The sequence below is a fragment of the Kluyvera georgiana genome (assembly GCF_050990895.1).
GTDB lineage: Bacteria > Pseudomonadota > Gammaproteobacteria > Enterobacterales > Enterobacteriaceae > Kluyvera > Kluyvera georgiana.
In genome coordinates, this window is sequence record NZ_CP158865.1 from 2148811 (window position 1) to 2174404 (window position 25594).

General features: G+C 56.2%; 23 protein-coding genes. 13 read left to right on the top strand and 10 right to left on the bottom strand.

Going from position 1 to position 25594, the window contains the following annotated elements:
* The first annotated feature begins 7 nt into the window (after nucleotides 1-7).
* The 5 genes from ABTW00_RS10200 to hpxK are packed head-to-tail and all read left to right on the top strand — an operon-like array spanning nucleotide 8 to nucleotide 4563.
* Nucleotides 8-673 (top strand): amino acid ABC transporter permease, encoded by a 666-nt coding sequence (locus ABTW00_RS10200; protein WP_271447224.1) that lies wholly within the window; start codon nucleotides 8-10, stop codon nucleotides 671-673.
* Nucleotides 673-1329, top strand: coding sequence for an amino acid ABC transporter permease (locus ABTW00_RS10205; protein ID WP_271447250.1), 657 nt, complete (start codon nucleotides 673-675; stop codon nucleotides 1327-1329). Before ABTW00_RS10200 ends, ABTW00_RS10205 begins: the two co-directional genes overlap by 1 nt.
* Nucleotides 1310-2047 (top strand): amino acid ABC transporter ATP-binding protein, encoded by a 738-nt coding sequence (locus tag ABTW00_RS10210; protein WP_065356715.1) that lies wholly within the window; start codon nucleotides 1310-1312, stop codon nucleotides 2045-2047. The genes ABTW00_RS10205 and ABTW00_RS10210 overlap by 20 nt, the downstream gene beginning before the upstream one ends.
* Nucleotides 2048-2062: 15 nt before the next feature.
* Nucleotides 2063-3304 (top strand): pyridoxal-phosphate-dependent aminotransferase family protein, encoded by a 1242-nt coding sequence (locus ABTW00_RS10215; RefSeq protein WP_433640550.1) that lies wholly within the window; start codon nucleotides 2063-2065, stop codon nucleotides 3302-3304.
* Nucleotides 3301-4563 carry an allantoate amidohydrolase gene (gene hpxK, locus ABTW00_RS10220; RefSeq protein ID WP_433640552.1) on the top strand — a complete coding sequence of 421 codons (1263 nt, stop codon included), beginning with the start codon at nucleotides 3301-3303 and terminating at the stop codon, nucleotides 4561-4563. Before ABTW00_RS10215 ends, hpxK begins: the two co-directional genes overlap by 4 nt.
* 63 nt (nucleotides 4564-4626) lie before the next feature.
* Here the strand turns inward: hpxK and ABTW00_RS10225 are convergent, their stop codons facing one another.
* Nucleotides 4627-5478: a Vmh family MBL fold metallo-hydrolase gene (locus ABTW00_RS10225; protein WP_433640992.1), complete on the bottom strand. Its 852-nt coding sequence runs from the start codon at nucleotides 5476-5478 to the stop codon at nucleotides 4627-4629.
* 418 nt (nucleotides 5479-5896) lie between these two features.
* Between ABTW00_RS10225 and ABTW00_RS10230 the strand changes: the two genes are divergently transcribed.
* Together ABTW00_RS10230 and ABTW00_RS10235 are read left to right on the top strand one after the other, a co-directional pair.
* On the top strand, nucleotides 5897-6469 hold the full coding sequence (locus tag ABTW00_RS10230; RefSeq protein WP_433640994.1) for a substrate binding domain-containing protein: 573 nt from the start codon (nucleotides 5897-5899) through the stop codon (nucleotides 6467-6469).
* Between the two features lie 119 nt (nucleotides 6470-6588).
* Nucleotides 6589-7170 carry a winged helix DNA-binding protein gene (locus tag ABTW00_RS10235; RefSeq protein ID WP_433640554.1) on the top strand — a complete coding sequence of 194 codons (582 nt, stop codon included), beginning with the start codon at nucleotides 6589-6591 and terminating at the stop codon, nucleotides 7168-7170.
* A gap of 55 nt (nucleotides 7171-7225) precedes the next feature.
* Here the strand turns inward: ABTW00_RS10235 and ABTW00_RS10240 are convergent, their stop codons facing one another.
* The 4 genes from ABTW00_RS10240 to ABTW00_RS10255 are packed head-to-tail and all read right to left on the bottom strand — an operon-like array spanning nucleotide 7226 to nucleotide 12354.
* Nucleotides 7226-8623 carry an amidase gene (locus tag ABTW00_RS10240; RefSeq protein ID WP_433640556.1) on the bottom strand — a complete coding sequence of 466 codons (1398 nt, stop codon included), beginning with the start codon at nucleotides 8621-8623 and terminating at the stop codon, nucleotides 7226-7228.
* 2 nt (nucleotides 8624-8625) lie between these two features.
* Entirely contained in the window at nucleotides 8626-9945 is a 1320-nt protein-coding gene (locus ABTW00_RS10245; RefSeq protein ID WP_433640558.1) for a M20 family metallopeptidase, read from the bottom strand.
* Nucleotides 9946-9973: 28 nt separating this feature from the next.
* Entirely contained in the window at nucleotides 9974-10996 is a 1023-nt protein-coding gene (locus ABTW00_RS10250; RefSeq protein ID WP_433640560.1) for an FAD-binding oxidoreductase, read from the bottom strand.
* 20 nt (nucleotides 10997-11016) lie between these two features.
* A complete protein-coding gene (locus ABTW00_RS10255; RefSeq protein ID WP_433640562.1) occupies nucleotides 11017-12354 on the bottom strand; it encodes a Rieske 2Fe-2S domain-containing protein in 1338 nt (445 codons plus the stop codon).
* Between the two features lie 431 nt (nucleotides 12355-12785).
* Between ABTW00_RS10255 and ABTW00_RS10260 the strand changes: the two genes are divergently transcribed.
* The 3 genes from ABTW00_RS10260 to ABTW00_RS10270 all read left to right on the top strand — a co-directional run bounded on the left by ABTW00_RS10260 (nucleotide 12786) and on the right by ABTW00_RS10270 (nucleotide 15263).
* Complete coding sequence (locus ABTW00_RS10260) at nucleotides 12786-13895, top strand: alcohol dehydrogenase catalytic domain-containing protein (protein WP_433640564.1); 1110 nt, start codon at nucleotides 12786-12788, stop codon at nucleotides 13893-13895.
* 10 nt (nucleotides 13896-13905) lie between these two features.
* A complete protein-coding gene (locus ABTW00_RS10265) occupies nucleotides 13906-14439 on the top strand; it encodes a cupin domain-containing protein (RefSeq protein ID WP_433640566.1) in 534 nt (177 codons plus the stop codon).
* A gap of 83 nt (nucleotides 14440-14522) precedes the next feature.
* Nucleotides 14523-15263 carry an SDR family NAD(P)-dependent oxidoreductase gene (locus ABTW00_RS10270; protein WP_433640569.1) on the top strand — a complete coding sequence of 247 codons (741 nt, stop codon included), beginning with the start codon at nucleotides 14523-14525 and terminating at the stop codon, nucleotides 15261-15263.
* Between the two features lie 133 nt (nucleotides 15264-15396).
* Here the strand turns inward: ABTW00_RS10270 and ychF are convergent, their stop codons facing one another.
* Nucleotides 15397-16491 (bottom strand): redox-regulated ATPase YchF, encoded by a 1095-nt coding sequence (gene ychF / locus ABTW00_RS10275; RefSeq protein ID WP_106926651.1) that lies wholly within the window; start codon nucleotides 16489-16491, stop codon nucleotides 15397-15399.
* A 115-nt stretch (nucleotides 16492-16606) separates the two neighbouring features.
* Nucleotides 16607-17191 carry an aminoacyl-tRNA hydrolase gene (gene pth / locus ABTW00_RS10280; protein WP_433640571.1) on the bottom strand — a complete coding sequence of 195 codons (585 nt, stop codon included), beginning with the start codon at nucleotides 17189-17191 and terminating at the stop codon, nucleotides 16607-16609.
* A gap of 278 nt (nucleotides 17192-17469) precedes the next feature.
* Here pth and ychH point away from each other — a divergent pair, with 278 nt between their 5' ends.
* Nucleotides 17470-17754 carry a stress-induced protein YchH gene (gene ychH / locus ABTW00_RS10285; RefSeq protein ID WP_433640573.1) on the top strand — a complete coding sequence of 95 codons (285 nt, stop codon included), beginning with the start codon at nucleotides 17470-17472 and terminating at the stop codon, nucleotides 17752-17754.
* A 77-nt stretch (nucleotides 17755-17831) separates the two neighbouring features.
* Here ychH and lysC read toward each other — a convergent pair whose 3' ends face one another.
* Entirely contained in the window at nucleotides 17832-19196 is a 1365-nt protein-coding gene (gene lysC / locus ABTW00_RS10290) for a lysine-sensitive aspartokinase 3 (protein WP_433640575.1), read from the bottom strand.
* A 614-nt stretch (nucleotides 19197-19810) separates the two neighbouring features.
* On the opposite strand from lysC, the gene ABTW00_RS10295 reads away from it, so the two are divergent.
* A complete protein-coding gene (locus ABTW00_RS10295) occupies nucleotides 19811-21196 on the top strand; it encodes a diaminobutyrate--2-oxoglutarate transaminase (RefSeq protein ID WP_064544940.1) in 1386 nt (461 codons plus the stop codon).
* Between the two features lie 15 nt (nucleotides 21197-21211).
* Complete coding sequence (locus tag ABTW00_RS10300; RefSeq protein ID WP_121529132.1) at nucleotides 21212-22675, top strand: pyridoxal phosphate-dependent decarboxylase family protein; 1464 nt, start codon at nucleotides 21212-21214, stop codon at nucleotides 22673-22675.
* Nucleotides 22676-22752: 77 nt separating this feature from the next.
* Here the strand turns inward: ABTW00_RS10300 and dauA are convergent, their stop codons facing one another.
* Nucleotides 22753-24408, bottom strand: coding sequence for a C4-dicarboxylic acid transporter DauA (dauA, locus tag ABTW00_RS10305; protein WP_433640996.1), 1656 nt, complete (start codon nucleotides 24406-24408; stop codon nucleotides 22753-22755).
* A 150-nt stretch (nucleotides 24409-24558) separates the two neighbouring features.
* Nucleotides 24559-25506: a ribose-phosphate diphosphokinase gene (prs, locus tag ABTW00_RS10310; protein ID WP_003856663.1), complete on the bottom strand. Its 948-nt coding sequence runs from the start codon at nucleotides 25504-25506 to the stop codon at nucleotides 24559-24561.
* Between the last annotated feature and the right edge of the window lie 88 nt (nucleotides 25507-25594).

Here is a 25594-nt window from a genome sequence, read left to right on the forward strand (position 1 = left end):
CCGGGGCATGACGGAGCAACTTGATTTCTCTGCGCTCTGGCCGCTGTGGCCGGAGCTGCTGGCGGGGCTGTGGGTGACCGTACAGCTGACGGTGCTGGCGACGATAGGCGGCCTGACGATAGGCATCTTCGGCGCGGCCATCCGCAGCGGGCGTCCCACGTGGTACAGCCGGATATGGGGCGGGTATGTCGAACTGATTCGCAACACGCCGTTTGTGGTGCAGCTGTTCTTTATCGTCTTTGGCTTGCCGAATCTGGGGCTAAAGATGACGGCAGGCGAAGCCGCGCTGCTGGCGATGGTGGTCAATCTTGGGGCCTACAGTACCGAGATCGTGCGCGCCGGTATTCAGGTCACGCCGAAGGGGCAGTGGGAAGCCGGGCGCGTGCTGGGGCTGACCCGGACGCAGACCTTTATTCAGGTGATTCTGCCGCCTGCGTTACAGCGTATTTATCCGGCGTTGGTCAGCCAATGCATCATCGTGATGCTGGGCTCATCGGTGGTATCGCAGGTCTCTTATGAGGAGCTGACGTTTGCCGCCAACCTGATTCAGTCGCGTACCTTTCTGAGCTTTGAGGTCTATCTGGTGACGACGGGGATTTATTTAATGCTGTCGATTACGATGCGTCAACTGCTGATGGCGGCAGGGCGGAAATGGCTGGGAGTGCAGGCATGATGACCACCTTTACCGATTGGGACATCGTTCGCAATCTGCTGCTGGCCGGACGCTGGACGGTGCTGTTGTCGCTGGTGGCGTTTATCGGCGGTGCGCTGGTGACGCTGCCGCTCCTGTTGCTGCGTCTGACCGGTGGACGTCAGGTGAAACGGCTGATCCGCGGCTATATCGAACTTTTTCAGGGTACGCCGCTGCTGATGCAGCTGTTCCTCGCCTTTTTCGGCGTGGCGCTGTTCGGCATCGACGTCTCGGCGTGGACCGCCGCCTCGCTGGCGCTGACGTTCTACACCAGCGCCTTTCTGCTGGATATCGGCTTCGGCAGCATACGCGCCCTGCCAAAAGGCCAGTGGGAAGCGTCGCGCTGCCTGGGGCTGAGCTTTAGCCAGACGCTGTGTCGGGTGATTGCGCCGCAGGCGCTGCGCATCGCCATTGCCCCGACGGTGGGGTTTGCCGTGCAGGTGATTAAGGGCACGGCGCTGGCGTCGATTATCGGTTTCGTTGAGCTGACCAAAGCGGGCACTATGCTGACCAACGTAACCTATCAGCCGTTTAAGGTCTTTGCGCTGGTGGCGCTGGGCTACTTCATTCTGTGTTATCCGCTGTCGCGCTACAGCCGTTATCTGGAGAACAAATTCAATGCCTCTCATCACCATTAACCAGATGCAGAAGTATTACGGCGATAACCACGTGCTCAAAGGCGTCGATCTGGATATCGACATGGGCGAAGTTATCTCCATTATCGGGCGCAGCGGTTCGGGAAAAAGTACGCTGCTGCGCTGTATTAACGGTCTTGAAGGCTATCAGGATGGCAGTATCAAACTCGGCGGGATGACCATTACCGATCGCGACTCCCAGGCGCGGGAAATCAGCCGCTCGATTGGCATGGTGTTCCAGAACTTTAACCTGTTCCCGCATATGACGGCGCTGGAAAACGTGATGCTGGCACCGCGTCGGGTGTTGAAGAAAAGCGCCGCCGAATGTCGTGAGCTGGCCCAGCGGATGCTGGAAAAGGTCGGCCTTGGCGACCGGCTTGATTATTATCCGTCCAGCCTCTCCGGCGGCCAGCAGCAGCGTGTGGCTATTGCCCGCGCGCTGGCGATGTCGCCGAAAGTTTTACTCTGTGACGAGATCACTTCGGCGTTGGATCCAGAGCTGGTGGGCGAGGTGCTCAAGGTGCTGGAGCAACTGGCGGCAGAAGGTATGACGCTGATTCTCGTGACCCATGAAATGAATTTTGCCCGCGAAGTGGGCGACCGCGTGGTGTTTATGCATCAGGGACGCGTCTGGGAACAGGGCGACAGCAAGACGCTGTTCGCCAATCCGCAGACGACCGAATTGAAGCAGTTTATCTCCTCCGTGCGCGGCCTTAATTAACTCAAGGACTTTCCGATGGATATCACTCAGTTTGCACAAATTAACCCGCCGTCTCGCCTGCTGATGGGGCCGGGGCCGATCAACGCCGACCCGCGCGTGCTGCGCGCCATGGCAAGCCAGCTTATTGGTCAGTATGATCCGGCGATGACGCACTATATGAATGAAGTGATGGCGCTGTATCGCGGCGTATTTCGCACCGAAAACCGCTGGACGATGCTGGTAGATGGGACGTCGCGTGCCGGGATTGAGGCGATTTTACTTTCGGCGATTCGCCCTGGCGACAAAGTGCTGGTGCCGGTGTTTGGCCGCTTCGGCCATCTGCTGTGCGAAATTGCTCGCCGCTGCCGCGCAGAAGTACACACGATTGAGGTTCCGTGGGGTGAAGTCTTTACCCCGGATCAGGTTGAAGACGCCATCAAGCGCGTGCGCCCGCGCATGTTGCTCACGGTACAGGGCGATACCTCCACCACCATGCTGCAACCGCTGGCGGAGTTGGGGGAAATCTGCCGTCGTTACGACGTGCTGTTTTATACCGATGCCACCGCCTCGCTGGGCGGCAACCCGCTGGAGACCGATGCCTGGCAGCTGGATGCGGTGTCGGCAGGGATGCAAAAATGTCTTGGCGGCCCGTCAGGCACCTCGCCGATTACCCTCAGTGCGCGGATGGAAGAGGTGATTCGCCGCCGAAAATGTGTGGAACAAGGTATTCGTACCGAGGCCCACCGCGATGGCGTCGATGAGATGATCTACTCCAACTATTTCGATCTTGGCATGGTGATGGATTACTGGGGCCCGGAGCGCCTGAACCACCATACCGAAGCCACCTCAGCGCTGTTTGCCGCGCGGGAGTGTGCGCGTCTGATCCTTGAGGAAGGCCTTGAGAACGGTATCGCCCGCCATAAGCTGCACGGTGACGCGCTGCTTAAAGGGATCCAGGCGATGGGCCTTGAGACCTTCGGCGACCTGAAACACAAGATGAACAACGTGCTGGGGGTGGCGATCCCGCAGGGGGTTAACGGCGACCAGGTGCGCAAATTGATGCTCGAGGATTTCGGGATTGAAATTGGCACCTCGTTTGGCCCGCTGCACGGCAAAGTGTGGCGTATCGGCACCATGGGCTACAACGCGCGTAAAGACTGCGTGATGACCACGCTGAGCGCGCTGGAGTCGGTGCTGAACTATCTTAAATTCCCGACCACCCAGGGCGCGGCGATGCAGGCCGCGTGGGATCGCTACCGCAGTGAGAGCGCGCAATGAGTCAATGGATACGCCAGCAGGCGGAGAGGCAGCAGGCCGCGGCGCGGGCGATGGCGCGCGCCGATGAACTGGCCGCCATCAGCGAAACGCCGGAGGCGCTGACCCGGGTCTATCTTTCACCGCAACATTTACAGGCGAATCAGCTGGTGGCGCAGTGGATGACGCAGGCAGGGATGCGCGTCTGGCAGGATGGGGTCGGCAATATTTGCGGGCGTTATGAAGGCGAGCAGGAAGGGGCGCCGGCTATATTGCTGGGATCGCACCTCGATACCGTGCGCAACGCCGGGCGCTACGATGGCATGCTCGGCGTACTGGCGGCTATTGAAGTGGTGTATGCCCTGCATCAACAGGGGCAGCGGCTGGCGAAAGCGATTGAGATAGTTGGCTTTGGTGACGAAGAGGGAACGCGTTTTGCCATCACGCTGCTCGGCAGCCGTGGGCTCACCGGCACCTGGCCCGAGAACTGGCTGATGCAGACCGATGCCGACGGCATCAGCGTGGCGCAGGCGATGGTCGATGCCGGGCTGGATCCCGCGCAGATCCACCTTGCCACGCGCCGTACGCAGGAGATCGCCGCCTACCTGGAGCTGCATATCGAACAGGGGCCGTGTCTCGAACAAGCCGGGCTGGCGCTGGGCGTGGTGGAAGCAATCAACGGTGCACGCCGTTTGAACTGCCGCTTTATCGGCGAGGCGGGGCACGCGGGGACGGTGCCGATGAGCCATCGTAAAGACGCGCTCGCCGCTGCCGCCGAGTGGATGACACAGGTTGAAACGATGACCCGCGAACGGGGCGGGAATCTTGTGGCGACGGTCGGGACGCTGCGCTGTGCTCCCGGCGCGGTGAACGTGATTCCCGGAGAGGTGACGCTCACGCTGGATATTCGCGGGCCGAGCGATGAGCCGCTTGAGGCCTTACTGAACACGCTGCTGACCCAGGCGCAGGCCATTGCCGAGCGTCGTCATTTGCAGTTCAGCGCCGAGACGTTTTACCGTATTGCCGCCACCGCCTGCGACCCGGGATTACAGCAGATATTGCGCGATGCGGTAAGCGAGGTGCAGGGCTATTCGCTGACGCTCCCGAGCGGCGCGGGGCATGATGCTATCGCCATCGCCGAACGCTGGCCGGTGGGCATGCTGTTTGTCCGCTGTAAAGGTGGGGTTAGCCATCATCCGGCGGAGTCGGTTCACGTTGATGATGTGGCGCTGGCGATCGATGCGTTTTCTCGCGCGGTCGTGGCGCTGGATAACACCGCGTAAAGGGCGGGTTTCCCGAAAGACAGAATCCACGCCGGGGCGTGGATTCTGTTTTGTGAGGCTTCGCTACCACTTCATCTCGCCGGTATTGACCTTCGCGCTCAGATCCAGTGAGCTTTCATCGGCAAGGTTCGGGTAGGCCGCCTTCATGGCGCCGATAACCGCAGCCGATCCTTTTTGCTTTTTCAGCGTCTGCTCAAACGTTTGCAGGTAGTTATGGGTGAAGGTGATGGCCGCATCTTTTTCCGGCCGTTGCCCCAGATAGTGCCCCGGAATGACCTGCTGAGGTTTGAGCGCCTGCATTTCGTTGAGTACCGTCATCCAGCCCTGACGAATCGCCGGGGTCTGCGTATCAGCCGTCCAGACATGAATGCCGGAAGCAATCCCGGTTCCGCCAAGAATCGCTTTATTCGCCGGGATCCAGACGTAGGCGGCATAGTCTCCCGCGTGTTTCAGCTCCAGCGGCTCGCCGTCTACCGTAAAGCGGGTGGCGCTGGTTGCCTGCGGCACGATAATTTTGGTCGGCGCGCCGTCTTTCATTTGCGGGCCCCAGAAGGCCAGCTTGGCGTCTTTGGTCGCCTTAATGTGGTCCACGACGGAGGGAGAGGCCACCACCCTGGCCTGAGGGAAAGCGGTCACCAGCGGTTCCAGACCGAAATAGAAATCCGGATCGCCCGAGGTAATAACGATCGTTTTCAGCGTTTTGCCGCTGTCTTTGATCATCTGTACCACCTTTTCCCCGTCTTTCACGCTGAACTGCGCGTCAAACAACACCGCTTCTTTCGGGCCCGAAACCAGCGTGGAGGATACCGGGAAAATGCCGTTTTCCTGCGGGTTATAAACGTCAAGATGCAGCGGGGCGGCAAAAACGGGCGCCGCGGCAAGGGTGAGGATCAGCGAAAGCGATTTCATATTGATGGTATTCCTGAAGCGTCGAGTGAAGCCACCATTTTACGGATTTGCGCTTCTGGCAGAATTCCTGAAACAATACATGCTGAGTTTCATAAAACGATCAAATGGGGGCGTAATGGACAGGATCATGGCGGCAATCACCTACAACCGCATCTGTGAGCTCGGGAGTCTGAGTGCGGCAGCCCGCTCGCTGGGGATCTCTCGCCCTATGGTGAGTCGTTATCTTGATGAGATGGAGAAATGGGCCGGTTCACGGCTGATACACCGCTCCACTCGTCGCCTTACCATCACCCCGGCGGGTGAAAAAACGCTGGAGAAAACGCGGCAACTTGCCTTGTTATCACAGGGAATTGAAGGAGAGACCACCCGCCTTGCCCCGTCAGGAACGCTACGCGTTGCCTGTGCGCATTTTACGGCGACGCATTTGCTGGCGCCGGTTGTCCCTGCGTTCCTCGCCCGCTATCCGGCGTTACGTATTGAGGTGGAGATTAATAATCAGCCGGTGAGTCTGGTTGGGGAGCGCATCGACCTGGCGATTCGGATTACCAACGAGCCTGAGCCGGGGGCCATCGCGCGCTATCTGGGAACGTGCCGTTCTGTGCTGTGCGCCTCGCCGGGTTATCTTGAGCGGGCGGGAACGCCGGCCTCGCCGGAGGAATTGCCGCAGTATAATTGTTTACACTACAGTCGGTTTTCCGGCCAATCCTGGTCCTTCCGCGACCGTGAAAATGGGGGGACGTCGGTGGCCGTGCGCGGTAATTTCAGCGCCGGGATATCCTCACTGCTGTGCGACATGGCCGCGGCGGATGTCGGCCTGGCGATGGTGCCGGAAATTGAAGCGCGCGCGGGGCTGGAAAGCGGCAGGTTAGTTCGGGTATTACCACGGTGGGAACCGCAGCCGCTGGGGATTTACGGGCTTTATCAGTCCCGCGATCATCAGCATGCGGCGCTCGGCCTGTTTCTCGATGCCATTAAGCAGCATTTGACGGGAGATTAGCCTCGGAGGGGTATAGTGACGCTACCTGGGTTCGCTGGTACAATTCGTCAATAAGCGCCTTAAATGCCTTTGGCATCAAATACCTTACAAAAGCGTCAATAACCTGCTCGGGAGTGAGAATGGAACCCAAATTCTATCGCGGATGGCACCTTGCCGAAACGGAAATGGAATATCGTGCAACCGAGTTCGAGTGGTCATTAGTCCGTTTTCATGAGGCTTTTTCCCGGTTTGTGGTCGCAACCGGTATGATCACTATCGCAACGGATGCGGATATTAAATATCAGGAACATGTGATCCTGCACGTTATCCGCATGCAGGAGCGGCCGAAAAACAGCGCAACGATTGCGCGCTTGATGAACCGTGATGATATTCCAAATATCCAGTACAGCTTGCGCAAGCTTGAAGGCGCCGGGCTTATCGAAAAGCAGAAAGACACCAACAGCAAGACCTATTCTTACGTGGTGAGCGAACGCGGTAAGCAGCTTACGGACGAGTATTACAAAGTGAAGCAGGAAATCCTCGTCAAACGGCTTGAAGAAATCGCTGATATTTCTGAAAAATTTGAGAAGTCATCGCGCCTGCTTTCGTTGCTGACCGGCATCTACGAAGAAGCGGCCCGCGATTCCGCCACCATTACCCCTCAGGTGTTCGAAACGCCGCCGAAGCCGAAACGCAAAACTAAAAAGCCGTCGGCAGAGTAAATACGCGAAATGTGATGGACAAAGCGAGCCGCCCGCCATTGAGCGGCTCTTGAGGTTAGCGTATGGGGCGAGCCCGATGCCAGTCGGTCGCCTGCTGCCAGACGATGCCGCTACGGCACAATATCGCTTCTGCGCCGTGCGCTGCAATCAGTTGAAAACCGATTGGCATACCGTTCTCCGTTAGCCCGCACGGCAGCGTTATGCTCGGATGCCCGGTTGAGTTAAAGGGGGCGGTGAACTGAATTAACCGAGCGTTGAGTTCCGGATCCTGCGCGAGTTCGCTGAGTTTTTGGTGGGTTGGTGCGGCGAAAGGCTGAACCGGCGCCAGCAGGACATCTATCTCACTCATCAGTTTATTGACCTGGCCGCGAAATGCCGCGCGATGTAGCAGAACCTGCTGGTAGCGCAGTGACGTTGTGGCGCGCCCCGTTTCGATAAGGCGCGTTAGCGCCGGGCCGTACTGCTCAGCAAACTGCGGATAGGTGCTCTCGTGGGCCACCGCCACCTCGACGCCGCAGTTGATTTCCCATTCATCAACGACATGGCGCGCGTCGGGAAAACGGACTTCGCGAAAGATGGCGCCGAGTTCCTTCAGCGTGGTCAGGGTGCGGTTTATCGCCTCGACGGTGGCCGCATCGGCACCGTGGATACACCAATCATAGTCAATGCCGATGGTTAGCCCGCGCAGGCTTTCAGGCGCGTCGGGCATGGGCCACTTTTCCTCGGCCCGTGATGTGGGATCGTTGGAGTCATAACCCGCAATAATGCTCAGCATCAGCGCCGCGTCGACGGCGCTTCTGGCCATTGGCCCCGCATGGTCGAGGCTCGCGCCCAGTTCGAAAACCCCATAACGGCTGACGCGTCCCCAGGTGGGTTTGATTCCGGTCAGGCCGTTGGCGGCACAGGGAAAACGAATCGATCCTCCGGTGTCGGTCCCGAGCGAGGCATAACAAAGCCCCGCGGCGGTTGCCACGCCGGAACCGCTGGACGATGCGCCCGGCCAGCAGTCTGCGTTCCACGGATTAACGGGGGGAATAATCGTGGGATGATGTGTGGCGAATGCCCCTTCTGTAAGCTGTAGTTTGCCAAGAATAATGGCGCCGGCCTCGCGCAGTTTACGTACCGCAGTGGCGTCTGCGTTGGGAACAAAATCTCGATAAACGGTGGTCCCTGCCGCCGTGGGCGCGCCCTTGACCCAGTAGAGATCTTTAACCGCAATGGGGACGCCATGCAGTGGGCCTGTCATTTCACCCTTCATCGTTTGTCGATCGGCCCATTCCGCCTGGGCCAGCGCCTGTTCGTGCATAACGTAGGCGTAGCTATGGAGCTGCGTATCCAGTTTCTCGATACGGCTTAACATCATTTTTGTGACTTCAACGGATGAAATCTCTCGCTGGCGAATCTTCTCTGCCAGTGCGTGCGCGTCCAGATAATGAATGTCGGTTGGTGTCATGGTTAGAGCCCCATTTCGCGGCGGGTGCGCGTTAGCGTATCGATAGCAACGTAGAGAATTTTTTGTGCGCAGGGCATCAGGTCGGGGATGTAAGTCGCTCCCATACCGCCTAATCCTTCCGCGATGGGTTGCGGTGCGCCCGTTGCCGGCCACGGCCAGCCGATACGGGCCGTAGGGATACCAAAACGGCGCAGTGCCGCGCCATCTGTTTGCCCCCCCAGATAATCGGGCGTGGTATGCGCGCGTTGTTCGATGTGTTCCCAGCCGCGAATCGCAGACTGAATAATCCAGTTATCCGGCGAGGTGGTGCCGCCGGGTACGGAGCCGTACATCTCCCAATCCACATCGAGATTCGGGTATTTTGTCCGCAGTTCGGCAACAAACTGGGCAAACTGCGCCTTCACGTCTCCCGGGCTGGTGCGTGGATTGATGCGAGCATCGAAAAATATTTCGGTGACGGCCGCAGGGAATGCGGGACGCTCCGGCCACCCGGAACGAATACCAGAAATCCAGCCATGGGGTTTAATCACGCCGGACGTATTCCGCTCGGCGTAGTCAATCAGCCACTGTTCGAGCTCGGGAATTAACTGTGCCGCGGGGATGACCGAGCTGCGAAAACCGGGCGTCCCACGCGGAACGCCCGCATAGCCTAACGTTCCTTTGACTTTCAGCTTAAACCAGGCCAGCCCCGGTTCTTCGTGATATACCCAGTTCCACGGTTTCATCACCACCGCAAAATCTGGGGCTACCCCCCGGCTTAACATATGCGTGACGCCACTCGACATGCCCGCATAGTCACGCTCGGCCAGGTCGACCGGCATACCGCCATCCGCCATGGCGACAATAAGGTCGCCTTTGAGGGCCACGTCGGCTTCGAGCAGCGCCGTTGCCACCTCCGTGAGCGTGGCAATCATGCCTTTTGGGTTTGATGCGCCGAGGCCAAAGACCCAATCTTTTTCTGCGCGGGCGACAGGATGGAGATCGACAAAGTCAGGATCGCCAATCCACGGGCGATCGCTCGCATTGCCTTCCAGATGGGTGTCGATGGGCGAGTAGAGCATGAGCGATGCGCCCTCGCCGCTACCGCGTTTTTCCGCCACCACGTTGCCTGTTTTGTCGTTCATTGGGCGGTAGCTTGCGTTCAGGCCAACGCTTTCCAGGTAGCCTGCCATAAATTCGCTGGCCTGCCGTGTCGCCCCCGTAGGGCTGTGAATATCGGTGAGCTGCACCAGCAGGCGCTGCAGGCGCATGGGGTCCAGCCGGGCGCACGCACGCTCGTACGCGGCTTGCTGCTGAGCACTAAAGGATGTGGTGGTGTTCATCTCTGGCTATCTCTCATATTGTTTACCCTCATTTCGACGGCGCGAACTGCTCGGCGTAGATGTTTTCAGGACGCAGCCCCAGGTTGACGAGCTTCTGCGTCGCGGCTTCAATCATGCGCGGTGGGCCGCATAAATAGGCCACTGCGGTGGGCGCAATGAATTCATCCGCCCGCAGCGCATCCACGGGATTACCCGCCAATAGCGCGCCATGGGCGCCGCTATCAACAGAAATGCGTGAGCTAAGGCTGGGGATCCACTGCTGGCGTAAATCGATATCGTCAAGACAGAACAGTTGCTCCGGCGTCGCGCAGCCAAAGCTGAGCAGGACAGGGGGTTTGCGGCCAGATTGACGCCGAAGGGTATCAATCATTGACAGAATGGGCGCCAACCCGGTGCCGCCAGCGACCATGATGTGCGGTGCGTTGACTTTCTCGCGCAGGAAAAAGCTGCCAAATGGCCCTTCAATTTCCAGGATGTCGTCCGGTTGGGCTTCGTTTTCCAGCCAGTGAGACATGACGCCATCCTCCAGAAGCCGAATTAAGAGTTCTATCTTCGGGAGATCGTTGGAGGTGGAGGCCGGCGAGTAGCTGCGGGTCATTTCGGTGCCGGGGACGCGAATCTGAATAAACTGGCCGGGCTTGAACGCCATCCATGCGCCTTCGGCCAGCTCCAGACGCAGACGTACCACGTTGGACGCAATTTTTTCAATGCTATCCACGAAGGCATGCATAGTGGCGGCTTTGCTCTCTCCCGCATCGCTTGCGTAGTTGAGATCCAGCGTACAGTCGCTTTCCGGCTCGCACAGGCAGAGCAGACGATCGCCGCTATCGTATTCGCTTTTCATTAATGTGGAACTGGCGCCAGCGCGCATAATGGCCCGACCTGCGACGAGTTTTGCCATACAGCTTGAACAGGATCCCGAACGGCACTGGTGAATGATGGGAATCCCTGCGGCGAGAGCGGCATCCAGCACGCTCTCGCCTTTCTGCACGGCAACCGATGTCGTCTTTCCATCACGAAAGCGTAGAGTGACGTTTTTTGCACAAGACATTCGGATACCTTAATGACTCATTATTTGTGAGAATCTTCGTCAATCTTTTCAACGAAGTAGCCTGGACGTTTACCGTCTGCGGTGCGCTTCATGCGGATGCTGCCATCCTTGAGCGAGCCATCCACACCTTTGCCCGGTTTGGCGATGCCGCGGTTCCAGCGTGAAGCTATCTTGCGCCAGGTGATGGGGGAGACGTCGGTGGCGACAAGCTGCTCGTTCTCCCAACCGGTACCGTCGGCATAGAAGTCGTGCATGGCTTCGCGCGCATACAGGTCACAGTTGTTAAAACCGTGCAGACACAGCGGCTTAAAGAGATAGTCAAAGCGGTATTTGAAGTCTTTCTTCTCTTTTTCGGTTGGGCACACTCGGGCCAGCAATTCCCAGTATTCGTAGGTGTCATCGGTGATCGGCACATACCATTCAAACTGCGCAACGTGCTCTTCTGGCCAGTTTTCGACCAGCAATACGCCCGGCAGGAACACGGAGGTTCGATAGGGACGGGCGTTAAGGCTTTCGACCTTCAGATCGACTTTTTCGTTTTCGAGAATAGGTTTCCATTTTTCAGTGAAAAGCCACTGCACCATCCCCTTAGGGCCATCGTCATTTTCGACGGCCTCAATGCAGTCGTCGGCCATGGGGACAATACCCAGCGGCAGCACCCAGTCTTTTGCATGGATGATCGCGTTGTCTTTGTGCACCAGGATGTGCGCATTGTCGAAGCCGTTTTCGCACGCAATACGCCAGTTGGTATAGCCGGTACGGTGCATGCCGTATGCGACAATATCCTTATCAAGCAGGCTCGGGGCCGATGGCCACATGGGGTGGGGGAAGCGCTCGCTGTTTTCCGGGAAGCGGAGCGGGAGATCGTGCGCCAGCGGTGGAACATCCTCATCCGGATAATCGTCTTCGCGGACGAAAACAAAGATCATTCCTGCCACTTCTTCGACCGGATAGGTCGTCAACCCGGTGGTGCCAATCAGCTTATCGTCCGGGTTGCCAGCGATAGTCGTGAGTTTGCCGTCATCAAGATTGAAGGTGAACCCGTGATACCAGCAGGTGAGCGTATCTTCGGTCAAACACATCGGTTTGGCCGATAAACGTACGCCGCGGTGCAGACACTGATCTTTCAGCGCATAGATCTTCCCTTTCGAGCGTCGCAGCACGATCTGCACGCCGCAAATCTGAATCCCTTCAACGTCTCCCTCCTCCAGTTCATTGCTGAAAAGCGCCGGATACCAATGGTTGATGAAGCCCCAGGCCGCGTCCTTGTAAGGCTGGTACTGGCTCTGAGTTTTTGAATCGTTAACACGCGCATCGCTGATCGTGCCCGTGCGCCGACGGATCGGGGTATCGCTCATAGTGTGTGCTCCAGATTAGGTGAATGTTGATGACGCGCAAAATCATCGTCGTGATGGTTTTTTGTGCGCTAAAAAAATAATTGACAGTCAATTGATGTTTGATCAATCTTTTGTTGAATATTTTTAATAAAAATCTGACGCAGGACATGGTTTTTTGTGTTTCGCTGGGATTTGTCGGGCAGGGGCAGCGTTAATTCTGGCGATAAAAAGAGTTGTTGAGGCGTGATTTCGTTGAGAAATCGGTCTCGATAATGGTCGTCGTCGTGACGTCCTGATGTGCGCAGAGCGGTGTGCGAAAGCGGGTGTTGGCAGGAGGATGTGACGCTATCGGCGGGCAATCCTGAAGTCAATATCAGCGGACGACGCGCGTTCTTATCTGAAAGGTTAGAACGGGGGACGATGTCTCCCGACTATAAAAAAGAGACAAATCAATGAATCCTACAATACGCGCTATGCGCGTTCATACTGCGGGCGGACGCTTCGTGATGGATACGATTGCTCGACCTGAATTATTGCGCCCTACCGATGTACTGATAGACGTGAAAGCTTCGGGGGTCGTGCCGAATCTGCGTAATGTGATGAGTCATTATGGCGATAAATCCTACCTGACGGTGCCTGATTTACCCGCCATCTATGGGCTGGATACCGCGGGCGTGGTTGCTGAGGTTGGGGCCGCCGTTACCGATATTCGCGTGGGCGATCGCGTCTATATCAACCCAGGCCGTTCATGCGGCTCATGTCATGCATGTCGCACTGGTGAACCGATTAACTGTAAGGCCTTCACCTTCCAGGGCTATTTTGGTTTTGGCCCGGAATCGAAAAAAATCTACCAGCAATATCCCTATGGCGGATTCAGCGAATTTGCGACCGCACCGGCAGATGGGCTGATAAAGCTGCCGGAAGCGGTGACTTTTGAACAGGCAGCGCGTTTCGGCTATCTCGGTACGGCCTATTCCGGTTTGCTGAAAGCCGATGTTCGCGCAGGGCGCTCGGTGATGGTGATCGGCGCGACGGGGACGCTGGGGCTGGGTGCCGTGCAGATTGCGCGGGCAATGGGCGCCACGCGCATTCTCTGCGTGGCGCGTAACCCGGAACTGTTGGCAAAACTGCAGGCGCTGGATCCGCAACGTATTCGCACGTTCTCCTATGGCACCGGGTCGTTAACCGATTGGGCGCGAGAGCAGACAAACGGTATCGGCGTCGATTCCGTTATTGATGCGATTGCGCCGGGTGCTTCTCACCAGGTCACGTTAGACGCGATGCACTCACTGCGTCGGGGCGGTCGACTGGTTGAGGTGGGCGCCATGACCGATCCCATGCCGGTTCAGCTACATGAAATGATGTGCGCCCAGATCAGCCTGATTGGTTCACTCTGGTTTTCCGTGGATGAAGGGCAGGATCTGGCCGCTATGGCGGAGGCCGGGACGCTGGATTTAAGCATATTTGAGCAGCATTGCTATGGGCTCGAAGAGGCGAATGAAGCGCTTGCCGAAGCGGAAAAACGCGCCGGCGGCTTTGTTAACGTTGTGATTACGCAATAAGGGGCGCGCGATGGTAAGACGTATTGTGACCGGTGAGAAAAACGGTCAATCGGTCGTCATTTCGGATGGTCCGGTGGCGAATACCCATGATTATGCCGCGGTGCCGGGGTTTCAGACTACGCTGGCGTGGGCCACGACGCAGGATACGGTCACATTGCCGTATGACGGAAACGATCCGGTGGTATCCATTCATTCCGTGGTGCCCGACCCGCATGGCACGCGCCTGCTGGTGGTGCAATTCCCGCCTGATGCTGCGTTAGCGGCAGCAGAACTGGACCCGGTTGCCGCTGCGACAGAACTCGCCGCGAACCTTCCCGGGTTGGCTGAGACTTTTGAGCCGGATGGCTCGGGCTTTCATCGTACGCACTCCGTTGATTACGACATTATTGTGTCAGGTGAGCTGTGGCTCGATCTCGACAACGGTGAAGTCCGGCATTTGAAAGCCGGAGACATCGTTATCCAGAACGGAACGCGCCATGCGTGGCGTAATCGGGGAGATGTTCCCGCCACCATGATTGCAGTCCTGATGGGTGCGCAACGTTAATCAACGAATTGTGAGATGGCATGCAATGGACGTATCGCAAAGCGTGCGCTCATTATTCGCATGCTGTTCAACAGGAGAAAAGCATGTTTAAAGATAAAGTGGGTATTGTGACGGGCGGTGGTTCAGGCATGGGGCGTGCGACGGCGATTGCGCTGGCGCGCGAAGGCGCAACGGTGGTCATTGCCGGGCGCACCGAGGATAAATTATCCGCCGTACGAGAGGAAATTTTATCCCTGGCAGGCAAGGCGGAAATTTATTGCGCGGACGTTTCTCGTGCTGCCGATAATCAGGCTTTAGTGGCGTTTGTTGAATCACGTTTTGGTCGGCTGGATTTTGCGTTCAACAATGCCGGGGGCCATGCGGATTTCAAGCCTATCGATCAGACCTCCCTTGAGGAAGCAGAGTGGGTTATCGATCTGAATTTTAAAGGGGTCTATTACGCCGTTAAATTTCAGATTGAGGCCATGCTGCGCAGCGGAGGAGGGGCTATTGTCAATAATGCCTCTATCTTTGGTCTGCGCGGTATGGACGGTATTGCGCACTACGTCGCCAGCAAACATGCGGTGGTTGGGCTGACCCGGGCCGTCGCCAGAGAGTACGCCGGTCGCGGTATTCGGGTTAATGCCGTATGCCCTGGCGCAACGGAAACCCCGAACTATATGCGTTCGACTGGGGGGGATGTGCATTTGCTGGATGAGATGATCCCGATGCGTCGTATCGGCCAGCCCGATGATGTGGCACAAGCGGTGGCCTGGTTACTCTCACCGCAATCGTCGTATGTCACTGGCGCAACGCTCTCCGTCGATGGCGGCATGTCGATTTGATGGCGTCGTTATTCGCTGCTGACTGACCAATCAGGCCTCCTCTGGAGGCCACTCATCACGGATAAAGAAATCCACGCTAATGCGTGGATTTTATATTTATCAGGCGATAGGAAAGACGGCCTGAAAAAGTCGGTTAGACATTGAACAAGAAGTTCATCACATCGCCATCTTTAACGATGTAATCTTTCCCTTCTGCACGCATCTTGCCGGCTTCTTTCGCGCCTTGCTCACCTTTATAGGTGATGAAGTCTTCAAACGCGATGGTTTGCGCGCGGATAAAGCCTTTTTCGAAGTCGGTGTGGATTTTACCCGCAGCCTGCGGTGCAGTTGCGCCAACAGGGATGGTCCATGCGCGGACTTCTTTCACGCCAGCGGTGAAGTAGGTCTGCAGGTTCAGCAGTTCATAACCCGCGCGGATAACGCGGTTCAGACCCGGCTCTTCGAGACCCATTTCAGCCATGAATTCTTCACGGTCAGCATCGTCGAGTTCAGCGATGTCGGCTTCAACGGCGGCGCAAACGGCGACCACAACAGAACCTTCAGCCGCGGCGATTTCGCGCACTTTATCGAGGTACGGGTTGTTTTCAAAACCGTCTTCGTTGACGTTGGCGATATACATGGTTGGCTTCAGGGTCAGGAAGCTCAGGTATTTGATGGCCGCTTTGTCTTCGTCGGTCAGCGTTTTCAGCGCGCGCAGCATGCCCGCGTTTTCCAGCTGCGGCAGACATTTTTCCAGCGCAGCCTGTTCAGCTTTGGCGTCTTTGTCGCCGCCTTTGGCTTTTTTCTGCACGCGGTGCAGGGCACGTTCACAGGTGTCGAGGTCAGACAGCGCCAGCTCGGTGTTGATAACGTCGATGTCGTCAGCCGGGTCCACTTTGTTGTTCACGTGGATGATGTTGTCGTTTTCGAAGCAGCGAACAACGTGGCCGATCGCTTCGGTTTCGCGGATGTTGGTCAGGAACTGGTTACCCAGGCCTTCACCTTTAGATGCGCCTTTTACCAGGCCCGCGATGTCGACGAATTCCATGGTGGTCGGCAGGATGCGCTGCGGTTTAACGATTTCCGCCAGCTGGTCCAGACGCGGATCGGGCATCGGAACAACGCCTGTGTTCGGCTCGATAGTACAGAACGGGAAGTTCGCCGCTTCAATACCCGCTTTGGTGAGCGCGTTGAACAGGGTGGATTTGCCTACGTTTGGCAAACCAACGATACCGCATTTGAATCCCATGTTTAAATCACCTTAATCTTTTGATATTCAATCTGTTATAGAGAACAGATTGTAGAAAAGTAAATAACTCAGACCATTATACACGTCATGCGGGAAAAATACCGCAGTCGTCGGTCTATTGCGCCTTAAAAGCGTGTAATCTGTTGGTTGCTTTAGTCAACCCATCTTTTAGCCAGATCTCTGTACAGCGCGCCGCTTCGTCTACCGCATCGTCGATCAACTTCTGCTCCGCTGCCTGAGGTTTTCCCAGCACAAAACCCACAACTTTGTTTTTATCGCCCGGATGGCCAATTCCAATGCGTAAGCGATGAAAATTAGGGTTATTGCCCAGTTTGCTGATGATGTCCTTCAGACCGTTATGGCCGCCGTGTCCGCCGCCGAGTTTGAACTTCGCCACGCCTGGAGGGAGATCCAACTCGTCGTGAGCCACCAGAATTTCATCCGGATTAATACGATAGAAGGTTGCCAGCGCCGCCACGGCTTTACCGCTGAGGTTCATAAAAGTGGTTGGCACCAACAGGCGTACATCTTCCCCGGCCAGGTTAATGCGGGAGGTGTAGCCAAAAAACTTACTTTCTTCACGTAGCGGGGCGCGAAAATGCTCTGCCAGTAAATCGACGTACCATGCGCCCGCGTTATGACGCGTTCCTGCGTACTCTGCGCCGGGATTCGCCAGGCCGACAATCAGTTTAATCGTCACGTTATTGTTCCTGAGTGGGCAATCTTTCCGGCGACTAGTTTACGTGGTGACGACGCGCTTGACAAAAATTAGCGCTGAAAGGCCGGAAAACTGAATAGTTCATGCCGGGAATAATATTGATTGAAAAGTATTTCAGTCACTTAAATGTAAAGTTATGTTGATGATATGTTCACGTTTGTGATCGGCCACGCACTTATCCACAGCGGTGTTGTCTATACTTTACACACAAGGAATAGGGATATATCCCTAAACCCAAAGCAATCTACGGAGGTGACACTATGAAACGCAAAAACGCTTCGTTACTCGGTAATGTGCTCATGGGGTTAGGTCTGGTCGTTATGATCGGCGGTGTAGGTTATTCCATTTTAAACCAAATGCCGCAGCTTAACCTGCCTCAGTTTTTTGCGCATGGGGCGATTTTAAGCATCTTCGTTGGCGCTATTCTTTGGCTGACCGGTGCACGTATCGGCGGGCATGAGCAGGTGAGTGATAAGTACTGGTGGGTTCGTCATTACGATAAACGCTGCCGCCGCGGTGGTGGAACATCGCACCGTCATAGCTAAATAAACGGCCCCTGAGGGAGCCTATAAATAGATAACAAAGTCCCGGTCGCCAGGCCGGGACTTTTGCTTTTATAGACTTATGACTCGAAAAGCTGGAGATGCAGGGCCTTGATGGCGCTATCGGCCTCGTCGGCTGGCAGCAGGAAGCACAGATTATTACTGGATGCGCCGTGACAGACCATACGTACCGCATGTTCTTCAAGCCAGGCAAAAACATCTTTAAATACGCCGGATGCCTGTGTGAGCTGATTCCCGACCAGCGTGACCAGCGCCAGCCCGGTTTCCACTTCAACACGACAGTGGGAAGAGAGCTCGGTAAATAATGACGTGGTTAGCGTATGGTCCTCACCGGAAGTGGCGTGAGTGGAGTCCAGCGCCAGCGCAATGCTGTTTTCAGAGGTTGTGACCAGGTCGGCTGCGACGGAATGACGCGCTAACAGGGCAAACATCTGGGCTAAGAAGTGGCAGGACGGCTGCGCGTCGAGGCTGTGTAAGCGCAGCAGCGTTTGCTTACGTCGCACCGCCACCGCACGATAACGCGGCGGGTTCTCGGTAGTGCTGCACACCAGCGTGCCGCCGGCGGCGGTATTTTTACTCGAGCCGACAAACACCGGAATGTTTTTGCGCATCGCAGGCAGCAACGTTGCCGGATGAAGCACTTTCGCGCCGTAGGCCGCCATATCGCTGGCCTCGGAAAACGAGATGCGATCGATACGTTTGGCATTTGGCGCAATGCGCGGATCGGTGGTGTAGATTCCCGCCACGTCGGTCCAGATATCAACCCGACCGGCATTCAGCGCTTCGCCGAGCAGTGAGGCCGTGTAATCGCTGCCGCCGCGACCAAGGGTTGTGGTATGACCCTGCGCGTCACGACCAATAAATCCCTGAGTAATCATGATGGCTTGTTCCAGACGCGGACGCAGATGCGTCTCGGCCAGCGCCGCCAGCGCATCAATATCGGGGGCGGCACAACCATAGGTGTCGTCAGTGCGAATTACGCTACGGGCGTCAAACCAGCTGGCTTCTGCCTCACGTTCACGCAGCACTTCGGTGAACAGCAGGGAAGACATTAGCTCACCGTGGCTGACCAGTTCATCACTCAGCGCGGCGGATGGCGATGTGGCCGCCGTTTGCGCCAGGTGACCGATATTATCGAGGAGATTATCAATTTCCTTGCTGATAACGGACGGCTGCTTCAGGCGGGAAATAATATTGTACTGAATAGTACGTAACGTCTCGAGTTTGTCTAATTGCTGACGACTTTCCAGACCTTCAGAAAGCTCGACCAGGAGATTCGTGACGCCTGCCGAAGCAGAGAGAACAACTAAACGAACGTTGGGATCAGCAAGAACAATGCTGGCACTGCGGTTCATCGCGTCAAAGTCAGCGACGCTGGTGCCGCCAAATTTGGCAACGATGAAATGTGGATAAATGCGAGTCATAACAATCTCATATCAGGGCGCCATCATTTAATGGCTAGAAAATTTTCATTCTCGGCATAAGGGAAGCGATCTTCGCCTTACGAAATGTCCGCCCGCGAACATTTCTAATGACAACCCAGGAATCTCTCCTGTTGTCGATAACGTGTTTCGCCTGTACGCGTTACCGGGTGATGCGCATTAGTTCTTTATTTACAGAGCCTGCAAATAAGCGCGCCATAGTAAGTGATTTATTCAGAGGGATCGACTTTTTTATTATATTTCATCGCAAACAAGTGAAAAATCATGCTTTAACGACGTAATGCATACATTAATAATGGTAAATTCATGTAAAAGAATAATAAAACCATGAAAAACTGATGGCTTTCTTTACATCATCTGGATGTCAGTTGTATGACGCTGTGTAAGATAAACGGTAACAAATTCTTATAAATTTAGCACTATAGCGTTGCTGTTATGTATTGATTTTAAAGGTGAAAATGACATTTTTACGCAATGCAAAATAAATGATTGAGTCCAGTGCTAAAACAACATATATTAGCCGCGCTTTTTTACAGGTAACCCTTATAACCATTTATTCAATCAGGCGTTAATCTACACCTGGTTGTAGGAGTGATATGATGACGGATAAAGTCCGTATTGATACTTTAAGTGCTAATTCATTACCACAGAGCAATGATACCTTTTTAGCAAGACAGGCTGAGTTTGAATCTAATGTCCGCAGCTATCCTCGTAAACTGCCATTGGCTATTGCCAAAGCGCAGGGCGTCTGGATTACCGACGTAGAAAATAATCAATATCTTGATTGCCTTGCAGGTGCCGGTACCCTGGCGCTCGGTCACAATCATCCTGAAGTGCTCCAGAGCATTCAAAGTGTCATCACAAGCGGCTTACCGTTACATACGCTTGACCTTACCACGCCGTTAAAAGATGAATTTTCATCTTATTTACTTTCTTTATTACCGGGCCAGGGCAAAGAATATTGCCTGCAGTTCACCGGGCCGTCCGGCGCCGATGCCGTTGAAGCGGCGCTGAAGCTGGCGAAGAAAGTGACCGGCCGTTCCAGTATTATCAGCTTCTCCGGCGGCTACCACGGGATGACCCACGGCGCGCTGTCAGTGACCGGCAACCTGTCGCCGAAAGAAGCCGTCAGCAACATGATGGCGGAAGTGCAGTTTATGCCGTATCCGCATCAGTACCGCTGCCCGCTGGGTATTGGCGGTGAAGCTGGCGTTAAAGCATTAACCTACTACTTCGAAAACCTGATCAACGACGTTGAAAGCGGCGTGCGTAAACCAGCTGCGGTGATCCTCGAAGCGGTACAGGGCGAGGGCGGTGTAAACCCGGCTCCGGTCGAGTGGCTGCAGCGCATTCGTAAAGTGACTCAGGAACACGGCATTCTGCTGATCATCGATGAAGTTCAGGCTGGCTTCGCGCGTACCGGTAAGCTGTTCGCCTTCGAACATGCGGGTATCGAGCCTGACATCATCGTCATGTCCAAAGCGGTGGGCGGCGGTCTGCCGCTGGCAGTTCTGGGTATTAAGAAGCAGTTCGATGCGTGGTCTCCGGGCCACCACACCGGCACTTTCCGCGGCAACCAGCTGGCGATGGCCACCGGTCTGACAACGCTGAAGATCCTCAAAGACGACAAGATTGCCGACAAAGTTGCCGCCCAGGGCGAGTGGCTGAAGGGCAAACTGGCTGACCTGCAGAAACGTTACCCGGTGATTGGCCAGGTGCGCGGTCTGGGTCTGATGATCGGTCTGGAAATCGTTAAGCCGAACGAAGCGCAGGATCACATGGGCTGCTACCCGGCCGATGGCGAGCTGTCCGCGCTGCTGCAGAAAAAATGCTTCGAAAACGGGCTGATTCTGGAGCGTGGCGGCCGTAACGGTTGCGTACTGCGCCTGCTGCCGTCTCTGCTGATCACTAACGCTGAGCTGGAAGTGTTCCTCGATAAATTCGAAAACGCCCTGCTGGGCGCTGGCGTGAAGCCGGTTTAAACGGAGTTGGATCGAATGTCAGACGTAAACCCGATTCTGTCCGGCTCGGCGCAGAGTATTGCCGCCTATCAGGACGCTATCGAGCAGAGTACGAAAGCGGTCGTTGAATGGTTGAAGCAGCCTGAGATGTATCAGGGCAAAACCGTTGAGCAGCTGCGCGAACGTATCAACCTGAATTTTACGTCTCAGGGCCTGGGCAACCAGGCCGCTATTGAGCGTGCGGTTGAATACTTTCTCAAAGACAGCCTGTTGGTTCACCATGCGCAGTGCGTGGCGCACCTGCACTGCCCAAGCCTGGTGATTAGCCAGGCGGCGGAAGTGCTGATCAACGCCACTAACCAGAGCATGGATTCCTGGGACCAAAGCCCGTCGGCCACGATCATTGAGATCAAACTGATCGAATGGCTGCGCGAGCAGGTAGGCTATGCGGCAGGTGATGCGGGCGTGTTCACCAGCGGCGGTACCCAGAGCAATCTGATGGGCCTGATGCTGGCGCGCGACGCGTTCTTTGCTCGCCAGGGGCACTCCATTCAGCAGAATGGCCTGACCGGCGACCTGAGCAAAATCAAAGTGTTTTGCTCTGAAAGCGCGCACTTCTCCGTGCAGAAAAACATGGCGCTGATGGGGCTGGGCTACCGTTCCGTTACTCAGGTGAAGACCGATGCGTTCTCACGTATGGATCTCGCTGACCTGAAAAACAAGCTGGCCCAGGCAAAAGCCAACGGCGAACAGGTGATGGCGATTGTGGCCACGGCCGGGACGACCGATGCGGGCGCTATCGACCCGCTGGTGGATATCGCGGCGCTGGCGGCAGAGCACCAGATCTGGATGCACGTCGATGCGGCATGGGGCGGGGCGTTACTGCTGTCTGAGCAGTATCGTCACTTCCTGAACGGTCTTGAACTGGCAGACTCCGTGACGCTGGACTTCCACAAGCAGTTCTTCCAGACCATCAGCTGCGGCGCGTTCCTGTTAAAAGACGCGCGTCACTATGAGCTGATGCGTTACCAGGCCGCATACCTGAACTCTGATTTCGATGAAGAGCACGGCGTACCGAACCTGGTGTCGAAGTCGCTGCAGACCACGCGCCGTTTTGACGCGCTGAAGCTGTGGATGGGCCTCGAAGCGCTGGGTAAAAAGCAGTATGCCGAAATTATCGATAACGGCGTCACGCTGGCCCGTGATGTTGCTGAGTTTGTGAAAACCCAGCCGCATCTGGAGCTGGTGATGGAGCCGCAGCTGGCAAGCGTGCTGTTCCGCTTCCGTCCGGCAAGCGACGATATGGCGTTTGTTGCGCTGCTCAACCAGCGCATCGGCGACGTGCTGCTGGCTTCCGGTAGCGCCAACGTCGGCGTCACCGAAGCCGATGGCATCACCTGCCTGAAGCTGACGCTGCTGAACCCGACCGTGTGCCTGGAGGATGTGAAAGTCCTGCTGGCGAGCGTGAAGGCAACGGCTGAGCAACTGCTGAAAGCCTAAGTCATTACGTTGCAATAAAAATGGCTCCCGCGGGAGCCATTTTTTTTACCTGTAGTGCAGGAACAACCCGCGACGGGTTAGATGATGTCTGCGAGTGCAGCATCTTTATTTGGGAAGAAGGCCAGACGTCCTGGAATCGGCTGGATCCCGGCACGCGCCATCGTACGCAGCGGCTGGAACTCGAGGTTTGAGACGCGCAGTTCGCAGCCGTCAGGCAGTTTTTTCACAAAGCGCTGGAAGGCGTCCAGACCACCGGCGTCAAGTACCGGCACAGCATCCCATTTCAGTACCACAATGCGTTTACCCGCGATGCGTGTTTCGAGATCGGTGAACAGACCTTCAGCCGCGGCAAAAAACAGTGGACCAATCACCCGCAGCACCAGAACATCATCTGGCACACTCACGTTGACCGCCGACAGCCGCGTCATGCGCGCAATGCGGCGCATAAACAGCAGCGAAGCCAGCACGATGCCGACGCTGATGGCGATAACCATATCGAACAGCACCGTTAGCGACATACAGATAAGCATCACAATAATATCGTCTTTCGGTGCTTTACGCAGCAGATACACCACTTTGTGCGCCTCGCTCATGTTCCATGCCACCATCAGCAGCAGCGCAGCCATTGCTGATAGCGGCAGCCATGAGAGCACGGGCGCGAGGATCAGCAGCGCCAGAATGACCAGAATGGCGTGGATCACCGCCGAAACCGGAGAGGTGGCTCCGGCGCGAACGTTGGCCGCCGAGCGGGCAATCGCGGCGGTGGCGGTAATCCCGCCGAAGAACGGGGCCACAATGTTGCCCAGCCCCTGGCCGATCAGTTCGCTATTGGCTTTATGTTTGGTGCCGGTCATACCGTCCAGCACCACGGCGCACAGCAGCGATTCAATCGCGCCGAGCATCGCCATGGAGAACGCCGCGGGCAGCAGCGCGTGCAGCGATTCCCAGCTCAGGGTAAAGCTGGAGCCCGGCAGATCCCACGGCAGAACAAACTGCGGCAGCAGCTGCGGAATCCCGTTGCCCTGGGTACCGTCGGCGAGAATATAGTGGAACTGGGAGCCAATGGTGGCAACGTGGCCGCCGAGCAGGTTGACGATTACCATCACGAGGCAGCCCGCAATCAGCGCGGGCAGGTGGCCCGGCAGACGCACGCCGAGACGCGGCCAGAGAATCAGCGTGCCGAGAGTGACAATGCCAATCGCGGCATCGCCAAAGTTAATGGTCGGCAGCGCCATCGCCAGCGCGCCCACCTTCTGTAAATAGTGTTCCGGGACATGCGCCATCTGCAGACCGAGAAAATCTTTAATCTGCATGGTACCAATGGTAATACCAATCCCCGAGGTAAAGCCGAGGGTCACCGACAGCGGAATGTATTCAATCAGGCGACCAAAACGGGCCAGGCCAAAGAGGATTAAAAACAGCCCGGAAAGCAGGGTCGCGACCAACAGACCGGCCAGGCCAAACTGCTGTGATACGGGATAGAGAATCACGACGAAGGCGGCGGTTGGCCCGGAAACGCTGAAGCGCGAGCCGCCGGTCAGCGCGATCACGATCCCCGCGACGGCGGAGGTGTACAGGCCGTACTGCGGCGCCACGCCGCTACCAATCGCCAGCGCCATCGCCAGCGGAATGGCGATAATACCGACGGTGATCCCGGCAATAAGGTCGCGCATAAAGCGGGCCGAGGTGTACTTCTCCTTCCAGCAGGCGTCAATCAGCGCGCGGAAAGGCATCACTTGAGGAGAGAGTAATTTATTCACAATACTGTTTCATCCATGAGCGCATCATCTGTCACGTGAATGGCAGTGAAGTTGGCATAAATCATACAAATAAACAATACAGACAAAAAAACCCGCCGCAGCGGGTTTTTTAACCAAATCCGATTAATGCTCGAACATGGCGGAGATGGATTCTTCGTTGCTGATACGACGAATCGCTTCGGCCAGCATCCCGGACAGGGTCAGAGTACGAACGTTTGGCAGCGCTTTGATCTCATCGCTTAACGGGATGGTATCGCAGACAACCACTTCGTCAATGACGGAGTTACGCAGGTTATTGACCGCGTTACCGGAGAAGATCGGGTGAGTCGCGTAAGCAAATACGCGTTTTGCACCGCGTTCTTTCAGCGCTTCTGCCGCTTTGCACAGCGTGCCGCCGGTATCGATCATGTCATCAACCAGTACGCAGTCACGACCGGCAACGTCGCCGATGATGTGCATAACCTGGGAAACGTTCGCGCGCGGGCGACGTTTGTCGATGATAGCCATGTCGGTATCGTTCAGCAGCTTGGCAATAGCACGAGCGCGAACCACGCCGCCGATGTCCGGAGAAACCACGATCGGGTTATCCAGGTTCAGCTGCAGCATATCTTCAAGCAGGATTGGGCTACCGAATACGTTATCCACCGGAACATCGAAGAAGCCCTGGATCTGTTCAGCGTGCAGGTCTACGGTCAGTACGCGGTCAACGCCAACGCTGGACAGGAAGTCAGCGACAACTTTAGCGGTGATAGGTACACGAGCAGAGCGAACGCGACGGTCCTGGCGAGCATAACCGAAGTAAGGGATAACGGCGGTGATACGGCCTGCGGAAGCACGGCGCAGGGCATCAACCATAACGACCAATTCCATCAGGTTGTCGTTAGTAGGGGCACAAGTGGACTGGATGATGAAAATATCACCACCGCGTACGTTTTCGTTGATTTGTACGCTGACTTCGCCGTCGCTAAAGCGACCTACAGCGGCGTCGCCGAGAGAAGTGTACAGGCGGTTGGCAATACGTTGTGCTAGTTCCGGGGTGGCGTTACCAGCAAAAAGCTTCATATCAGGCACGAGAAGAACCTCAGGCATGCGTCCAGTGGTGGATGAATCGGGCCAAAAACTGTGCGGGCCAGGCCGATTTCATCCAGGCGGTGTATTA

Coding starts and splice junctions, on each gene's coding strand:
- ABTW00_RS10200 (WP_271447224.1), top strand. CDS start 8: ATGACGGAGCAACTTGATTTCTCTGCGCTCTGGCCGCTGTGGCCGGAG.
- ABTW00_RS10205 (WP_271447250.1), top strand. CDS start 673: ATGACCACCTTTACCGATTGGGACATCGTTCGCAATCTGCTGCTGGCC.
- ABTW00_RS10210 (WP_065356715.1), top strand. CDS start 1,310: ATGCCTCTCATCACCATTAACCAGATGCAGAAGTATTACGGCGATAAC.
- ABTW00_RS10215 (WP_433640550.1), top strand. CDS start 2,063: ATGGATATCACTCAGTTTGCACAAATTAACCCGCCGTCTCGCCTGCTG.
- hpxK (WP_433640552.1), top strand. CDS start 3,301: ATGAGTCAATGGATACGCCAGCAGGCGGAGAGGCAGCAGGCCGCGGCG.
- ABTW00_RS10235 (WP_433640554.1), top strand. CDS start 6,589: ATGGAACCCAAATTCTATCGCGGATGGCACCTTGCCGAAACGGAAATG.
- ABTW00_RS10240 (WP_433640556.1), bottom strand. CDS start 8,623: ATGACACCAACCGACATTCATTATCTGGACGCGCACGCACTGGCAGAG.
- ABTW00_RS10245 (WP_433640558.1), bottom strand. CDS start 9,945: ATGAACACCACCACATCCTTTAGTGCTCAGCAGCAAGCCGCGTACGAG.
- ABTW00_RS10250 (WP_433640560.1), bottom strand. CDS start 10,996: ATGTCTTGTGCAAAAAACGTCACTCTACGCTTTCGTGATGGAAAGACG.
- ABTW00_RS10255 (WP_433640562.1), bottom strand. CDS start 12,354: ATGAGCGATACCCCGATCCGTCGGCGCACGGGCACGATCAGCGATGCG.
- ABTW00_RS10260 (WP_433640564.1), top strand. CDS start 12,786: ATGAATCCTACAATACGCGCTATGCGCGTTCATACTGCGGGCGGACGC.
- ABTW00_RS10265 (WP_433640566.1), top strand. CDS start 13,906: ATGGTAAGACGTATTGTGACCGGTGAGAAAAACGGTCAATCGGTCGTC.
- ABTW00_RS10270 (WP_433640569.1), top strand. CDS start 14,523: ATGTTTAAAGATAAAGTGGGTATTGTGACGGGCGGTGGTTCAGGCATG.
- ychF (WP_106926651.1), bottom strand. CDS start 16,491: ATGGGATTCAAATGCGGTATCGTTGGTTTGCCAAACGTAGGCAAATCC.
- ychH (WP_433640573.1), top strand. CDS start 17,470: ATGAAACGCAAAAACGCTTCGTTACTCGGTAATGTGCTCATGGGGTTA.
- lysC (WP_433640575.1), bottom strand. CDS start 19,196: ATGACTCGCATTTATCCACATTTCATCGTTGCCAAATTTGGCGGCACC.
- ABTW00_RS10295 (WP_064544940.1), top strand. CDS start 19,811: ATGATGACGGATAAAGTCCGTATTGATACTTTAAGTGCTAATTCATTA.
- ABTW00_RS10300 (WP_121529132.1), top strand. CDS start 21,212: ATGTCAGACGTAAACCCGATTCTGTCCGGCTCGGCGCAGAGTATTGCC.
- dauA (WP_433640996.1), bottom strand. CDS start 24,408: ATGCCTTTCCGCGCGCTGATTGACGCCTGCTGGAAGGAGAAGTACACC.